Source organism: Vineibacter terrae (assembly GCF_008039615.1).
Classification (GTDB): domain Bacteria; phylum Pseudomonadota; class Alphaproteobacteria; order Reyranellales; family Reyranellaceae; genus Vineibacter; species Vineibacter terrae.
The window spans coordinates 1-15,501 of record NZ_VDUZ01000041.1 but is presented as its reverse complement, the minus strand read 5'-3'; the positions used below and the strand labels follow the sequence as shown (position 1 = coordinate 15,501).

Here is a 15,501-nt window from a genome sequence, read left to right as displayed (position 1 = left end):
TGCATCGGGTGGGGCGTGATCATCAGTGCCATCGCGCGGCCTTCCGTCAGCGGCCCTGCACGAGCAGCCCGGCTTGCTCGGGCGTCAGGCGCCCGGTCGGCTCGGCCATGAGCTGCATCTGGTATTTGCGGATCGCGGCCCGGGTCTCGGGCCCGAAGATGCCGTCGATCTGGATCGTGTAGTACCCCAGCGTCCGCAGGGCTTCCTGGATCCGGCGGCGGTCGTCGTACGTCATGAGATGCTCTTCCGGCATCGTGGGCGGCGGCGCTGCCGCCGCCTGCGGCGACGGCTCCGGCGGCGGGGACGCCGGCTGCGCCGCGGGCTCCGCTGCCGCGACCGGCGCGGGCGCCGGTGGGGGCGGCGCCGGCGGTGGCGGCGGCGGCGGCTGCTCGCCCACCATGTGGCCGGTTGCCTTCGGCTGGTGGACGACGGCGATCGACGTGCCGGCGGCAGCGGCGATCTGCTCCTGCGCCGCCGACACGAGCTGGCCGTTCTGGACAGCCGGGCGGTCGAGGACGGCAGCCAGCGCATCCGCCAGCGGCGTGGCCGCGCCGCTGGCGCTGGCCTCGACCACGGTGATCGCCGCGAGCCCGTCGATGCCGGCGCCTTCGGCAAGGCCGTCGAAGCCGGTCAGGAGCGCGCCGGTCTGCGTCTGCACGACGTCGAGCGCGACCACGGCCGGGCCGGCGCTGCCGCGCGCCAGCGCGTCGTACATGACCTTGGCCAGCACACCCTGCGTGAACAGGTCGGTCGGCCGCGTCAGGTTGGCCGATACCGGCAGCAGGAACGGCCGCTCGTTGAGGCTGGCGCCGCGGGTGCAGACATACACGAACGCCGTCGCCCCCGGCGCTCGCGCCAGCGCGGTGATGAAGTCGCCGACCGCCCCGTCGAAGCCGCCGGTCGTCAGGTCGTTGCGCTCGACCACCTCGTACTTGGCGGCGCGCAGCTTCTCGGCCACCGCCCGCGCCGCCGCCGGGCACGCCGGCGCCGGCGGAAACCCGGTATAGGCGCCGTTGCCGATCACCAGCGCGACGCGGGACGGCTGGGCCGTCGCCGGGCCGGCGGGCAGAAGGGCCGCCAGCGCCGCCATCCCGCCGGCCGCCATGCACGTCCAAACCGATTGCCGGTTGTCCCCTGACATCGATACGGGCTCCTCGAAGACGCGATGAGCAACGGCAACGCTTGTGTCGGCGTCGGCCGATCCGGCCTGCCGACAAGAACTTCGAGACTGCACGAACGATAGCAGGCGGCAGGGTTGCCGGGAAGCCGCACGACGGTTTTCGACGCATGCGCTGCCGGCTTCGCTCACCTTCCTGAGCCCGGGATGACGGAAGTGCCGGGTTCGGTTTTCGGATAGACCACCTGCCCGCAAGCCGCTGATAACGCATGGTGCGCCGGCTCGGCCGGCGCGTCCGGACCCATGAAAGGGCCTCGCCATGCGCAAAGAGTTCCGTGCCCTGGTGGCCGCCGCGATCGGTGCGGTGGTTGTCGCCGGCGCCGCGCGGGCGCAGCTCATCAACCCGTTCGGCAACGACACGGTCGGGATCTCGACCGACGATGCCGCCCGGGTGAAAGCAGCGATCCGCAGCGTGCTGCAGCAATATGTCCTGAGCGCGCGCCAGGACTGGCAATCGGCGGACGGCAAGCGGGCTGGCACCGCAACGATCACGCGCATCTACACCGAGAATGGCCGGCGCTGCGCCATGGTGCTGCACAGCTTCACCAAGGGGCCAGGCTACCCCTACCACGCGCCGTTGTGCGAGGTGGCGAAGGACGACTGGCGCATCGCCTTCTGATTGCCGTTCTTCGGAACGGGCGCAGCGCGATAGCCGGCGCTGCGCCCGCGGCTGCTCAGGCCTTGGCCTTGGGCAGGAAGTCGTCGAGCGGCACGCCGAAGCTGTTCAGCGCCCAGGACACGAGGTTGTACTGGCCGATGGTGAAGACCACGTCCATCATCTGCTCGGTCGAGTAGGCCTTGGACAAGGTCGCCCAGGTGGCATCGGACACGACGGAATTCTCGTAGAGGTCATCGGCCGCCTGCATCAGCGCCGCCTCGTGCTCGTTCCAGCTCCCCTTGGGACCCTGCTTGATCTTCTCGATGTCCTGCTCGCTGACCCCGCCGCGCCGGGCGATCAGCTCGTGCTGCGCGAACTCGTACTCGGCCTGGTTCAGCCAGCCGATGCGCAGGATCAAGAGCTCGCGGTCGCGGAACGGCAGGCTCTGCTTGGACAGGATATGTCCGGCGAAGGGCGTCCACCGTTTGACGAGCTTGGGGTGATGGGCCAGCACCTTGAAGATGTTGAAGACCTGGCCGTTCATCGCGTTCTTCTCGACGGTCTCGCGGTCTTCGGCCGCCAGGGTTGCCAGATCGCGCATCGGAATGCGCTGGGTCCGCTTGATCACTTCGATCCTCCGTTCAGTGCGGGTGGGGGCGGATGCTAGGGCGGATCGCATCGGGGTGGAATCACGCTTGCGCATGAACCACATCACCAACTGGGCGTGTACAACGCCGTCGGCAGCGGGCACGCTGCGGCGGCGGATGCCGCGGCATTTGCGATGAAGGTGATAGGGATGCATGCATCTGATCTTCTGTTGAACCGCTACTCGGCCATGAAGCTGTCGGACCCGGCGCCCGCCGCCGAGGCGCTCGAGCGGATCCTGTCGAGCGCCGTGCGGGCGCCGGACCATGGGCGCCTGCGGCCGTGGCGGTTCATCCTGATCGACGGCGATCGGCGCCTGCAGTTCGGCGACCTGCTGGCCGACAGCCTGCGGCGACGGCGCCCCGACGCGCCCGAGGACGCCTTGAACCGCGAGCGCGGGAAGGCGTTGCGCGCGCCGCTGATCATCGTCGTGGCCGCCGCCTGCAATCCCACCGCCAAGATCCCGGTCATCGAGCAGATCCTGGCTGCCGGCGCCGCGGCCCAGAACATCATGCTGGCGGTGTTCGCCGAAGGCTTCGGCGCGATGTGGAAAACCGGCGATGCCGCCTATGACGACGACGTCAAGACGGCGCTGGGCCTGGCCGCGGGCGATGCCATTGTCGGCTTCCTCTATGTCGGCACGGACAGCACCGGCCCGTCGCCAGTGCCCCAGCCCAGCTGGCGCGATTTCGTGCGGCCGTGGGGCGGGGCGCCGTCCGCCTGACCCTGCAACGCCCGGTCGCACCAGGCTATTCTCGTGGCGAGTCCGATCCGATACACTTGCGCCGTGGTTGCTTTCGACACGGCTGGGATGCATGGATCGCCGCGTGAGGAGGAGATCGAGGAGTAGCGCCCGGCAAGCGGCCGCGTTCCGCCAGGCCGCCGGTTGTTCAAGGGCATGACGGCATCGCCGTCATCCACCACCACGACCACCATCGCACCTGCGGTCGGTGCCGGCGATAGCGGGTCGCGCTGGCGCCGCCTGGCGCGGCATGGCCTGCCGATCGCCGGGGTGATTGTCGTGACGATGCTGATCACGGCCATCGGCGCCTACATCTACGAAAGCAATCGCCGCGGCGCGGTCTCGCTTTCCAACGACCTGATCGATGCGATCGACCGTCGCATCGCCGTGCAGCTGCACACCTATCTCTCGCCGGCCGAGCAGTTCCTGGAGCTGGCGGGCGAGATGGCGGCGGCACGCGGGGTTTTCAGCGGCGGCACCGCAATCGAGCCGTTCACCTTGCAGGCGCTGCCGCGCACCACGACGATCACCGGCTTCAGCTATGCCGATCCCGACGGCAACTTCATGTTCGTCGTGCGCAACCCGCAGGGCGGCTACGACACCAAGCTCGTCGATCGCCGTGATTCGGGTCGCCGCGTGACCTGGACGCGCCGGGACGCCGCCGGCGCCGTGACCGGCCGCAGCGAGGATCCTGACGACACCTTTGATCCACGCGAGCGCCCCTGGTACACCGGCGCCGTGGCGGCGCGCGGCCGCTACTGGACCGACACCTACCTGTTCTTCACCTTGCGCAAGCCCGGCATCACCCTGGCGACGCCGCGCTATGACCCGAACGGCAAGCTGGGGGCGGTGCTGGCCGTCGACCTCGAGCTGGCGTCGCTGTGCACCTTCCTGAAGCAGCTCGAGATCGGCGTCAGCGGCAAGGCGATCGTGGTCGACCATGACGGCCGGGTGGTGGCCTATCCGAGCGACGATTGGCTGCCTGCCGATCGCGCCGGAGCCGCCGCGCCGCGCCTGGATGAGCTCGGCGATCCCGTCCTGACCCGCGTCTTCAACCGCCTGCGCGTGGAAGGCTACGGTCGCAAGCTGCTCGATCTCGGCGACCGCCGCATCATCGTATCGTCGGAGCCGCTCAAGACGCTGATCGGACGCGACTGGGCCATCGTGATCATCGTTCCGGAGACCGACTTCATCGGCTTCGTGACGGCAAGCGGCTGGATCGCGCTGGCCTTGTCAGCCCTGGTGGTGCTGATCGTCGCGGCGCTGGCCACGACGATGGCCTGGCGCGGCATCGGCGCCGAGCGGCGCGCGGCCGCGGCGACGGTACGCCAGGGCGTGCTCGAGTCGCACGCGCGTGCCTTCGCCGAGCTGGCGCGCACGCCGGCTGTCATGGACCGCACCGTGGCCGACGGCTTGCGCCAGGCGCTCGAAAGCGCGGCCACGACGCTTGGCGCCCGGCGCGCCGGCGCATGGCGCCTGGACGCAGCCGGCCGCACGCTGCGCTGCGAGGACAGCTTTGACCGCGATGCCGCCGCCCATACCGCGGGCCTCGAGCTGCACCGCGACGAGCTGCCCAACCTGTTCGCGGCACTCGCGCAGGGCGAGCCGATCGACGCGCTGCAGGCCGGCGACGACCGCCGCACGGCCGAGCTGTCGGCGGCCTATCTGGCGCCGCTCGGGGTCGCCAGCGTCTATGTCGCGCCCATCGGCGCGGCGGGCCGGCCGCTGGGCATGCTGCTGGTGGAGGAGCCGCGGCGCGGCGATCGGGGCACCGGGCTGGCTGAGTTCTGCGCCGCGCTGGCCTCGCTGTTCGCCCTTCGCTTCGCGGGCGCCGATGCCGGCGCACCGGCGCCGGCAGCACCGGACAGGTCGGCGTCACGGCCCGCCGTCGACAAGGCGGCAGGCGGCGCTGCCGCGGCGCGCGCGACCAGCCTCAGGAGCGCGCTCATGCAGCGCGGCGCTGCCGCCGAGGGCCTTGGCCCGGGACAGATGGATCGCACGGCGGTCGCCGTCGTGAAGCTGCCGGACTGGCTGTCGGCGGCAGAGCGGCCGGCCGGCAGCGCCAACGGCACGGTCATGGACACCCTGGTGCAGGAGATCCGCCACGCGGTCGAGCAGGGCGGTATCGGCTACGCCGCGCTGATGGACGACCAGGTCGTGCTGGTGGCTCTGTCGGCTCCCGGCACCGAAGCCGAAGCGTCAGCGCGGCGCATGGCGCTGACGGTGCTGGATCTGCGGGACCGGCTGCTGAAAGCGGAGGAGGCGCTGGCGGTCGGCCTGGGATTCCGCCTCGCCATCGACATCGGTCCGGTGATGGTCTCCGGCGTCGATGGCGACGCGGCCACCTGCAATATCTGGGGTGGCGCGGTCGGTGTCGCCAAGGCGCTGGCGGCGGCAGCAGGGCCGCGCACGATCAGCGCGTCGGAGACCACCTACGAGCTGTTGTCGGACGACTTCCTGTTCCGCCCGGTCGGCCGCTACTTCCTGCCCGAGACCGGCACGATGCGCACCTTCGTCCTGGTCGGCCCGATATGACGGTGCGCGGCGTCCACGCCTTGCCGCCGCGCCGGCCGCTGCGGCGCCTGTTCGCGGCGGTTGGCGACACGACGCTGGGCGGCCTGCGCGGCGCCGCCACCTTCGCGGCGCTGGCCGCCACGGTCGTGCTGGCTGGCCTGCGCCGCAGCACATGGCGCCCGCTGGTCCGGCTGGAGCTGCGGCGTGTGCTGCACGGCGTGACGGTGCGGGCGCTGGGCACCACCATCGTCGCCAGCGTGCTGCTGGGCTTCGCGCTGGTCACCCAGGCGGCCTACTGGCTGGCGGCAACCGGGCAGACCGGCCTGATCGGCACCATCATCGTGCTGGTGCTGGTGCGCGAGATCGCGCCCATCCTGGTCGGGCTGATCGTGCTGGGGCGCAGCGGCACGGCGACGCTGATCGAGCTGGGCGAGGCCAGGCCCAAAGGGTGGCTGCGGCTGATGGAGATGCAGGGGCTCGATCCCGTCGCCTGCCTGATCATGCCACGCGCCCTGGGCTTTGCGGTCGGCGCCTTCTGCCTGGCCACGATCCTGATCACATCCACGCTGCTGGCAGGCTATCTCGTGGCGCATGCGATCGGGCTGGTGGCGTACTCCCTGTGGGATTTCGCCGGCGTCGTGCTGCAGGCGATGGGGCCGCGCGATTTCGTGCTGCCGCCGCTGAAATGCCTGGCGATCGGCTTCTTCGTCGGCCTGGTCTGCTGCGCGATCGGCCTGGCGCGGCGCGAGGAGGGTGACGACCTGCAACGCGTGGTGCCGCGTGGCTTCGTGCGCTCAGCCATCGCCATCCTGCTGGTCAACGGCCTGTTCGACCTGGCCCTGTGACGATGGCGGCATCCGGCGCACCCGCCATCCTGTCGCTGCAGGGCGTCGCCTTCGCCGACCGGCGGGCGGCACCGTCGTGCCGCATCGATCTGGAGCTGGGGCGTGGCGATGCCGCCGTCGTCGAGGTCGATGCCGCCGACACGGCGGCATCGCTGGTCGATCTCTGCCTCGGGCTCGTCGATCCGCCGGCAGGTGCAGCCCGGTTCCTCGACCACGACTGGCGCGGCCTGTCGCCGGGCGAGCGCTTCGCCGCCCGCAGCCGCATCGGCAGCGTGGTCCAGAGCCAGGTCTGGCCGACGCATCTGTCGATCGCCGAATCGATCCTGGCGCCACGGCTCTACCATCGCGACCGCACGCCGGATCAGGCCGCCGCCGAGGCGACGGCGCTGGCGCGGACGTTCGGCCTGCCGGGCGTGCCGGCCGGGCAGCGCGACGCGACGGCTGCCGGCGAGCTCGTCCGCGCTGCCTGTGTGCGCGCCTTCCTCGGCGCGCCGGCGCTGGTCGTGGTCCAGGACCCGGCGCTCGATGCCATGGCCGCGCTGGGCGTGGCGATGGCGCAGGCAGTCGCGGCGGTGCAGGATCGTGGCGGCGCGGTTCTCTGGATCATCGGGCCGGAGGGCGCCCCGGCGGCGCGGTTCGTCCAGCCCGGTCAGGCGCTGCGCCTTGGAGATCGGGGTCTCGCCCCGATGCGGAGGAGCCCATGAAACGCTCGACCTTCGGCGTGTCGCAGCTCAGCGAGGTCACCGGCGCGATCGTCCTGATCTGTATCGTTCTGTTCGTGGCCGCGCTGGTGAACGCCGGGCTCCTCAAGGGCTGGTTCCAGCCGTCGGCGACGCTGCGGATCCTGCTGCCCGAGCAGGGGGTGGCGGGGCTGGCGGTCGGCGCCGAGGTGCAGGTGCTGGGCATCCGCGCCGGCGAGGTGCGGCGCATCGTGATCGATCCCAGCCAGCGCATGCATGCCGAGGCGCGCATCGACGACCAGATGACCGCCTTCATCCGGCGCGATTCGCAGGTCGTGATCCGGCGCCAGTTCGGCGTCGCCGGCGCCGCCTACCTCGATGTCTCGCGCGGCACGGGCGAGGCCATGGACTGGGGCTTTGCCGTGCTGTCGGCCGGCACCGACCGCGCCCCGACCGACACCATCGGCCAGGTGGTCGACGAGCTGCGGGCACGGCTGATCCCGCTGCTGGACGAGGTGCAGAAAGGCGTGGTCGCCTTCACCGCCGTCGCCAACCGGCTGGCCGACCCGGCCGGGCCGATGCAGCAGACGCTGGCATCGGTGGCCGGCGTCACCCAGCGCCTTGAGCGCGGCGACGGCGCCGTCGGCAAGCTGCTGTTCGACGACCAGATGGCGAAGCACGTCGAGGCGTCGCTGGCCGCCACGGAGGAGACGCTGGTGCGGGCGCGCAGCCTGCTCACCGAGCTGGAGCGGTCGACCAAGGACGCGCGCATCCCGGCCTTGCTTCAGCGCACCGAGGCGGTGCTGAGCGCGCTGCAGACGACGACGCGCAACCTGGCGCGTGCCAGCCCGCAGATTCCGCAGATCACGCAGAACGTCGCGTCATCGACCGAGGCAGTGCCCTCGACGCTGCTGCAAGCGCAGATGACGGCGCGCGAGCTCGAGCTTCTCCTGGGCCAGCTGCGCCATCACTGGCTGCTGGGCGGCAGCGCGCCGCCGCCGCCCGCCAGCCGGCGTGCGCCGGCCGTCGAAGTGCGTCCATGAGGCGGCTGCGCGCGGCGCTGGCGGCCGCCATCCTGTCGGCGCTGGCCGGATGCGGCGGCGATGATGCCGATCCGGGGCCGCCGCCGGACCTGCGTCTCGACCAGGCCAACCGGGCCGGCACGCAGGCGCTGGCCATGAACCTGCCGGCGGAGGCGATCCGGCAATACCGGACGGCGCTGGCGCGGGCCTATGAGCGCGACGACGCCGGCGCGATCGGCGATATCGGCTACAACCTCGCGGTGGCGCTGCTGCGGTCCGGCGACGGCAAGGAGGCGCTGCGCGTGGCGCGCCAGACCCGCGCCGAGCTCGAGCGGCGCAAGCTGCCACCGCCCGCGGACCTGGTGCTGGTCCAAGGTGCGGCTGCCTATCGCGCCGGCGATGCCAGCGCCGCCTTCGCCGCGACAGGCGAGGTGCTGGCGTCCGCGGCCCGCGAGCCGCAGACGGCGGCGCGGGCCTGGTACATCCGCGGCGTGATCCTGGCCGAGCGCCGCGACGTCAACGGCGTGCGCGAAGCGGCCGGCGCGCTGCCGCCGTCGACCCAACCCGGCCTGGAGGCGGATCGCCAGGAGCTGCTGGGCCGGCTCGCCCTGATGGAGGGCCGGACGGCCGAGGCGCTGGCAGCGCTGGAGCTGGCGACCCAGCGCCGCCAGGAGGAGCAGGACTACCGCGGCATGGCCCGCGCGCTGGTGCTGGCCGGCGATGCGGCGCAGCGCCTGGGCCGCCCGGCCGACGCCGCGATCTTCCTCCTGCGCGCCGGGCGCAGCCTCGTCCTGCAGGGCGACACGGCCGGCGGCCTCGCCCAGCTCAGGCGTGCCGAGGGCCTGGCGCGCCAAGGCGGGATGGCCGACACCATGTCCGAGATCGCACGCGTCAGGCGTCTGGCAGCGGAGCGCGCCGGACCGTAGTATCCGGAATCGCCGGTCGCTGACACATCTGTCATCCCGAGCGCAGTGAGGGATCTCCTGCCAGGGACGCACGATGCGCCAATGCGGGAGGTCCCCCGCGGGGGCAGGGCAATCGCATATGCCCCTACCGTCATCCCGAGCGTAGCGAGGGATCTCCCGCGAATTGCGCACCGTGCGCCTTGCCGCAGGAGATCGCCTCTCCTGAGCCTGTCGAAGGGGGCGCTCGGGATGACAGCGAGGTCATATGCGAATGCCCTGCCCGCGGGGGCTCGGATGAAACGAGGTTCTGCATCAATCCTGCGGCGGATCGAAACGGCGCCGGGATTTGCGTCGCCTGGGCGCGTCGGTTTCCGGACGCGTGGCGTTATCGGGAGCCCGGGGCGGAATCAGCCGCCTGATCGCTGTCGCGAGCTCCTGCTCGGCCTGCTCGTCGATCCGGCCGCCTTCGTGCGGGAAATGCGTGAAACGCGGTCCGCCCGCCGCCGCCGGCGGTTCGTTGTCTGCTGGTCGGGAAGGCACCTTCCGCCTCTTCTTCACCATGTCCATCGCCTGGATTTGCGATGGTTGCGTCGTCAGCTCTGCCCGCTGTCGTCTCGCGGCCGCTGGACCGGTTGCTCTGCGGCGGACAGGGCGCTCTGCACACGCTGCAGTACGTACGATGCGGTGCGCGGCGCGACATCGAGCGCGTGGTGCAGCGTATTGGCGTCCAGCCGCTCGCCCTCGCGAGAGGTCAGGAAGATCGCCTGCAGCCATTTGCGCATCGGCAGATTGCTCGATTCGAGGATCGTGCCAACCTTCACGGTGAACGGCTTGCGGCAGGCGTAGCATTTGTAGGCGCCCATTCGCACGCTGCGGCCACGCAGAGGCCTGACACGCTTGGATCCACCGCACCGCGGACACACCGGACCCTCGGGCCAGACGCACTGCTCCACGAACCGATATGCCGCCTCTTCGTTCTGGAAAGGAGACAGATTGATGTCGCCGACGGTGCCGATGCCTGTGCTTGACATCGCGGTCCTCCCCCAAGCATAGGCGTTCGTTCACATAGAATCTCTGAGTGTCAGTCGGAGGATATTATTTGGCGTGTGCTCACTGATAACACTCATTTTCTAACAGATATCACGGTGGTTTGTCAAAAAATTACGGGTGCGAAGCGTCACAAGCCAAGGATGTTTCGGCGCATGTGATCGCCTGGCATCGCGGGTCGAAGCTGACACGGAGATGACTGCAATCTCGCCTGGGCAAGTGGGCCCGGCCCCGGTAAATCCCGGTGGCCTTGTCTGTGACCAGGATGTGGTCGCGACGCCGCCTGGGCTCTACTTGAGAAATCACATGCAGGTCGCCGGCCACACCGCGTGATTGATTTCAACGTGGTCATGATGGCCGATGATACGTCGGATCAAGTTGTCGGCTGAGCCCGACGCTTCGGTGCTGCTGATACCGGCGCCGCCCAAGGAGCAGGGAGCGCCGATGGTGCCGGCGGCAGCGGTGGCAATGTCGGCTCGTCAGGGCCCTGACGCGGTCATCTTACTGCGCCGCGGCGACGTAGCTGGCAGCGAGCTGGCGTGAGACAAGCTGGGCATAGAGCCCGCCGCGCGCCAGCAGGGTGGCGTGCGTGCCCGTCTCGGCGACACGGCCTTCATCGAGCACCACGATCAGGTCGGCTTCGCGCACGGTGGACAGGCGATGCGCGATCACGATGGTGGTCCGGTCGGCCTGCAGGCGATCGAGCGAGCGGCGCACCGCCTGCTCGTTGACCGCGTCGAGGTGTGATGTCGCCTCGTCCAGGATCAGCACCGGCGCGTCCTTGAGGAAGGCGCGCGCGATCGCGACCCGCTGGCGCTGGCCGCCCGACAGGCTGGTGCCGCGCTCGCCGACCGGCGAATCGAGTCCGTCGGGCAGCGCCTCGACGAGGTCGGCGAGCGAGGCGTGCGCCACCGCCGCTTCAAGCGCCGCGGCGTCGGCATCCGGCCGCGCGATCAGGATGTTGCTGCGCAGCGTGTCGTTGAACAGGTAGGTGTCCTGCGCCACCAGCGCGATGCGCCGCCGCAGGTCGTCGAGCTTGTAGTGGCGCAGATCGCTGCCGCCCAGCGTGATGCAGCCCTGGTCCGGGTCCCAGAAGCGCATCAGCAGCTGCGCCGTCGTGGTCTTGCCGGCGCCTGACGTGCCCACCAGCGCCATCGTCTTGCCGGCCGGGATGGTGATGTCGACATCCGCCAGCGCGCGCCGATGCTGGCCGGGGTAGGCGAAGCTGACCTGCTGCACTGCCAGCGCCAGCGGGCCGGGCGGTGGGGTCACGCCCGGGCCGTCGGTGACCGGCACCGGCTCGTGGGCCAGCGCATAGATGCGCCGCGTGGCGCCGAGCGTGTCGGCCAGCTGGCGGCCCACCTGCGCGATCTCCGACACCGGCAGGAACGCCGCCATCGCCAGCAGGGTCAGCAGCGGCAGCAGGGCGGCATCGACCGCGCCCTGTGCCACAAGCGCCGCGCCGGTGACGACCACGGCCAGGCCGCCGAGGCCCGTGAACACCTCCAGCAGGCTGTGCTGCAGCGTGAGCTCGCTGAAGAAGGGCAGGCGCAGCCGGATGTGGTGGTCCGACAGCGCATCGAGCCGGGCGCCGCGCCTGGCCTCCTGCTGGAATGCCACGATCTCGCCCAGGCCCTGCACCGAATCCACGGCGAAGGCCCCCAGCTCGCCTGCCGCCTCGCGCGCCTGCGAGCCCAGGCGGTCGACGCGCTTGCGCATCAGGAACGGGCTCAGCCCGACCGCCAGCAGGAACGGCGCCAGCGCCAGCGCGATCCACGGGCTGGCCGATGCCAGCACCGCCAGCACCGCGGCCGGCACCAGGATGGCGACGAAAGCCGGCGCCACGGTGTGGGCGAAGAAGTATTCCACCAGCTCGACATCGTTGGTCGCCAGCGCCAGCAGGTCGCCGGTGCGGCGGCGCACCAGGTAGGCCGGCGCCAGCGCGTCGAGCTTGCGGAAGACGTCGATGCGCATCTCGGCCAGCAGGCGGAAGGCCATGTCGTGCGCGATCCACGACTCCAGCCAGTGCAGCACGCCCGACAGCGGCGCCACAACGGCCAGCGCCCACAGGTAGGGTGCATAGGGCTGGCCGTTCTTCAGCGCCAGCACCACCAGCGCGCTCAGCACGCCGACGCCGATGAAGGTCACCACCCGCAGCACGCCGAAGACGAAGGTCGCGGCCAGCCGCCCACGCCACGGCGTGATCAGCTTCATCAGCTCGGTGACGAGCTGGTGCCAGCCCAGGCCCTCGGCCTTGATCACGCCCTCGGTCGCCACCTTCACGGCGCCGACCGGCAGCGTCGCGCCGGCGCCGCCGCCGGCGCGGGCCGGCAACACGTCGATCGTCTCGGCGGGCTGGGCGTTGACCTGCTCGGCCATCAGGGCGGCATAGACGCCGCCCCGGCGCATCAGCATCTCGTGCCGGCCGCTTTCGGCCACCCGGCCGCCGTCCAGCACCAGGATGCGGTCGCAGTCGATGACGCTGGACAGCCGGTGCGCCAGGATCAGGGTCGTGCGGCCGCGCATCAGCCGGTCCAGCGCTTCCTGGATCACGGCCTCGTTCTCGGCATCGACCGCCGACAGCGCCTCGTCGAGCACCAGGATCGGCGTGTTGCGCAGCAGGGCGCGCGCGATGGCGACGCGCTGGCGCTGGCCGCCCGAAAGCTTGATGCCCTTCTCGCCGACCACGGTGGCGTAGCCCTGCGGCAGGGCGGCCACGAAGTCGTGGATGTTGGCGGCCTGCGCCGCGGCCTCGATGTCGGCGTGCGTGGCGTCGGGACGGCCCATGCGGATATTGTCCTCGATGGTGCCGTGGAACAGGAACGTGTCCTGGTTCACCACCGAGATCATCGACCGGATCTGCGCGAACGAGAGCTGCCGCAGGTCGCGGCCGCCGATGCGCACGGTGCCGGCATCGGGATCGTAGAAGCGCAGCAGCAGGCGCACGATCGACGACTTGCCGGCGCCCGATGATCCCACCAGCCCGATGCGCTCGCCGGCAGCGGCCGTGAAGTCGAGCGCCTCGTGCACGGTGCGGCGCGTGCCGGGATAGCGGAAGCGCACGCCCTCGAAGGCGATGGTGGGCGCCAATGCCTGCGGCAGCGACGCCGGCGGCGCGTCGGCCACCAGCGGCGCATCGTCGAGGATGCGGTAGATGCCCTGGGCGGCCGACATGCCCACCATGCCCTGGTGCAGCACCGAGCGCAGCTCGCGCATGGGCCGGAAGATCTCGACGCCCAGCATCAGGATCACCAGCAGCGCGGACAGCGCCATCGCGCCGGAATCGACCCGCCAGGCGCCCAGCGCCAACGCCGCGGCGGCGCCGCAGGCGATGGCGCTGTCGGTGATGCCGCGCGCCAGCACGTTGGTGCCCAGCACCCACATCGTGCGCTGGAAGAGGTCGCGCGCCTCGACCTCCAGCCTGTCGGCGCGCGCCTTGCTCTGGCCGAACGCCTTCAGCGTCGCCAGGCCCTGGATCGAATCGAGGAACTCGGCGGCAAAGGCGGCATAGGCCTTCTGCCGGCCCAGCGAGTTGGCGACGTCGCGCTTGTGCCACAGCGCCGGCGCGAACAGCGCCAGCAGCGCGAAGCCCAGCATCACGGCCGCCACCGGCAGGTCGATGAAGGCGACGGCGGCGAAGATCAGCACCGGCGTCAGCAGCGAGATCAGGAACTGCGGCAGGAACTGGCCGAAATAGACCTCGAGCTGCTCGACGCCGTCGGTCAGCGACAGAGTCAGCGCGCCCGAGCGCTGGCGGCCCACGGTGCCGGGGCCCAGGGCCGCGACGCGATCGTAGACGGCGCGCCGCAGCTTCTTCTGCACCCGCGCCGCGGTCTCATGCGCCACCATCGCGCGCCAGTGCTCGAAGGCGCCGCGCAGCACCATCACGACGGCGATCAGCGCGATCGGCAGCGCCAGCGCCTCGACGCTGCGGCCGGCGAACACCTCGCCGATCAGCCAGCCCAGCAGGCCCAGCCGCGCCACGCCCAGCCCGACCGCCACCAGCCCGATCACGACCGCCCAGGCGATGCGCAGCCGCACCCCTTCGGTGAAGACCCACAGACGCGGCTCGAAATGCATGAACCTGCTCCTCGTGCGTCCCGTCATCCCAAGCGCAGCGAGGATCTCCTGAGAACGGAGTCTCGATCCTGAGGAGATCCTCGCTGCGTTCGGGATGACGGGCCAAGCTCGACAGGCAGACGCTAGGCTGAACATCGGTGTTCCGCCAATCGACAAAAACGAACCTACCTTGTACATTCCTGAACGGCTGATGTCGGAGGATGGCGGTCATGATCGCGGCCTGGGACGACCTGCGGATTTTCCTGACCCTGGCGCGCGAAGGCAACCTGACCGCGGCTGCGCGCAAGCTCGGCGTCAGCCACCCCACGGTGGCGCGGCGCGCCAAGGCGCTGGAGGAGGCCATCGGGGCGCGTCTGTTCGACCGCCTGCCGGACCGTTTCGTGCTGACCGCCGCCGGCGAGGAGCTGATGGCCGATGCGCAGGCCATGGAGCAGGCTGCCGAGTCGATCCATCGCCGCAGCACCGGTCTCGCCGCCGACACGACCAAGGGTACGGTGCGCATCTCGGCCGGCGAGGTGATGATATCGTTCCTGGCGCTGCACATGCCGCGGCTGCGCCGCGACCTGCAATGCGTCGAGTTCGAGCTGTCGCAAAGCCACACGCCGGCCAACCTGTCGCGCCGCGAAGCCGACCTGATGATCCGCGAGCAGGTGCCCGATCTTGCCGGCATCATGACGCGCCGGCTCGGCCGCGTCGCGTACGCGGTCTACGGCCATCCGCAGCTCGTGCCGCATGCCGGCGTCACGCGCGAGGCGATGCGCCGCATGCCGTGGGCCGGCTTCGATGAATCGCACAACTACATGCCCGGCCAGAGATGGCTGCTGGACCTGCTCGACGGGCCGCGGCCAGCCGTGCGCGTCAACAACTGGATGATCCTGCACGATGCGGCGCGCGCCGGGGCCGGCCTCGCCGTGCTGCCTTGCTGCCTGGGCGACAGCGATCCGGACCTGCGGCGGCTGGGCGCCGTGCTGGAGGATGTCGCGGTCGACCAATGGCTGCTGGTGCATCGCGACCTGCGCACGCTCTCGCGCGTGCGCCGCGTCATGGACGCCGTGATCGAGCTGTTCCAGGAAGAGCGCGCGGCGCTGGAGGGGCTCCGTTTACCCCTCGCCCCGCGGGAGCGGGGAGAGGGAGGGTGTACAGACCGATTAGATCGGTGACGGAATAGACCGGATACATCGGTAACAGTTTTGGCATGGAGGTGAGCATGCCGTGGCTGGAGACCGATGCGATGAAGGAGCGTAGG

The 15,501-nt window shown here is 70.8% G+C and carries 13 protein-coding genes and 1 pseudogene; 8 read left to right on the top strand and 6 right to left on the bottom strand.

The features are described 5' to 3' along the window. Positions 1 to 46: 46 nt before the first annotated feature. Positions 47 to 1,141, bottom strand: coding sequence for a peptidoglycan-binding protein (locus FHP25_RS29190; RefSeq protein ID WP_178133870.1), 1,095 nt, complete (start codon positions 1,139 to 1,141; stop codon positions 47 to 49). Between the two features lie 295 nt (positions 1,142 to 1,436). On the opposite strand from FHP25_RS29190, the gene FHP25_RS40980 reads away from it, so the two are divergent. Further along, a complete protein-coding gene (locus FHP25_RS40980) occupies positions 1,437 to 1,796 on the top strand; it encodes a hypothetical protein (RefSeq protein WP_178133869.1) in 360 nt (119 codons plus the stop codon). A gap of 55 nt (positions 1,797 to 1,851) precedes the next feature. Here the strand turns inward: FHP25_RS40980 and FHP25_RS29185 are convergent, their stop codons facing one another. Further along, positions 1,852 to 2,403, bottom strand: coding sequence for a carboxymuconolactone decarboxylase family protein (locus tag FHP25_RS29185; RefSeq protein ID WP_178133868.1), 552 nt, complete (start codon positions 2,401 to 2,403; stop codon positions 1,852 to 1,854). 168 nt (positions 2,404 to 2,571) lie between these two features. Between FHP25_RS29185 and FHP25_RS29180 the strand changes: the two genes are divergently transcribed. The 6 genes from FHP25_RS29180 to FHP25_RS29155 all read left to right on the top strand — a co-directional run bounded on the left by FHP25_RS29180 (position 2,572) and on the right by FHP25_RS29155 (position 9,149). After that, positions 2,572 to 3,144 (top strand): nitroreductase family protein, encoded by a 573-nt coding sequence (locus FHP25_RS29180; protein WP_178133867.1) that lies wholly within the window; start codon positions 2,572 to 2,574, stop codon positions 3,142 to 3,144. A 174-nt stretch (positions 3,145 to 3,318) separates the two neighbouring features. Then, complete coding sequence (locus tag FHP25_RS29175; protein ID WP_147850511.1) at positions 3,319 to 5,697, top strand: cache domain-containing protein; 2,379 nt, start codon at positions 3,319 to 3,321, stop codon at positions 5,695 to 5,697. 2 nt (positions 5,698 to 5,699) lie between these two features. Then, entirely contained in the window at positions 5,700 to 6,521 is an 822-nt protein-coding gene (locus FHP25_RS29170; protein WP_178133866.1) for an ABC transporter permease, read from the top strand. A 2-nt stretch (positions 6,522 to 6,523) separates the two neighbouring features. Next, positions 6,524 to 7,225 carry a P-loop NTPase family protein gene (locus FHP25_RS29165; RefSeq protein WP_147850509.1) on the top strand — a complete coding sequence of 234 codons (702 nt, stop codon included), beginning with the start codon at positions 6,524 to 6,526 and terminating at the stop codon, positions 7,223 to 7,225. Beyond that, positions 7,222 to 8,244, top strand: coding sequence for an MlaD family protein (locus FHP25_RS29160; RefSeq protein WP_147850508.1), 1,023 nt, complete (start codon positions 7,222 to 7,224; stop codon positions 8,242 to 8,244). The genes FHP25_RS29165 and FHP25_RS29160 overlap by 4 nt, the downstream gene beginning before the upstream one ends. Beyond that, entirely contained in the window at positions 8,241 to 9,149 is a 909-nt protein-coding gene (locus FHP25_RS29155) for a hypothetical protein (RefSeq protein WP_147850507.1), read from the top strand. The genes FHP25_RS29160 and FHP25_RS29155 overlap by 4 nt, the downstream gene beginning before the upstream one ends. A gap of 291 nt (positions 9,150 to 9,440) precedes the next feature. On the opposite strand, the gene FHP25_RS29150 is transcribed toward FHP25_RS29155, so the two are convergent. The 4 genes and pseudogenes from FHP25_RS29150 to FHP25_RS29140 all read right to left on the bottom strand — a co-directional run bounded on the left by FHP25_RS29150 (position 9,441) and on the right by FHP25_RS29140 (position 14,255). Next, on the bottom strand, positions 9,441 to 9,689 hold the full coding sequence (locus FHP25_RS29150; protein ID WP_178133865.1) for a hypothetical protein: 249 nt from the start codon (positions 9,687 to 9,689) through the stop codon (positions 9,441 to 9,443). A 32-nt stretch (positions 9,690 to 9,721) separates the two neighbouring features. Then, positions 9,722 to 9,991 carry a hypothetical protein gene (locus FHP25_RS42725; RefSeq protein WP_231712519.1) on the bottom strand — a complete coding sequence of 90 codons (270 nt, stop codon included), beginning with the start codon at positions 9,989 to 9,991 and terminating at the stop codon, positions 9,722 to 9,724. A gap of 27 nt (positions 9,992 to 10,018) precedes the next feature. Then, positions 10,019 to 10,159: pseudogene (locus tag FHP25_RS42720) on the bottom strand (transposase); the annotation flags it as partial. Positions 10,160 to 10,676: 517 nt separating this feature from the next. Further along, complete coding sequence (locus FHP25_RS29140) at positions 10,677 to 14,255, bottom strand: ABC transporter ATP-binding protein (protein WP_147850504.1); 3,579 nt, start codon at positions 14,253 to 14,255, stop codon at positions 10,677 to 10,679. A 209-nt stretch (positions 14,256 to 14,464) separates the two neighbouring features. Between FHP25_RS29140 and FHP25_RS29135 the strand changes: the two genes are divergently transcribed. Then, a complete protein-coding gene (locus FHP25_RS29135; RefSeq protein WP_178133864.1) occupies positions 14,465 to 15,415 on the top strand; it encodes a LysR family transcriptional regulator in 951 nt (316 codons plus the stop codon). The last annotated feature ends 86 nt before the right edge of the window (positions 15,416 to 15,501 follow it).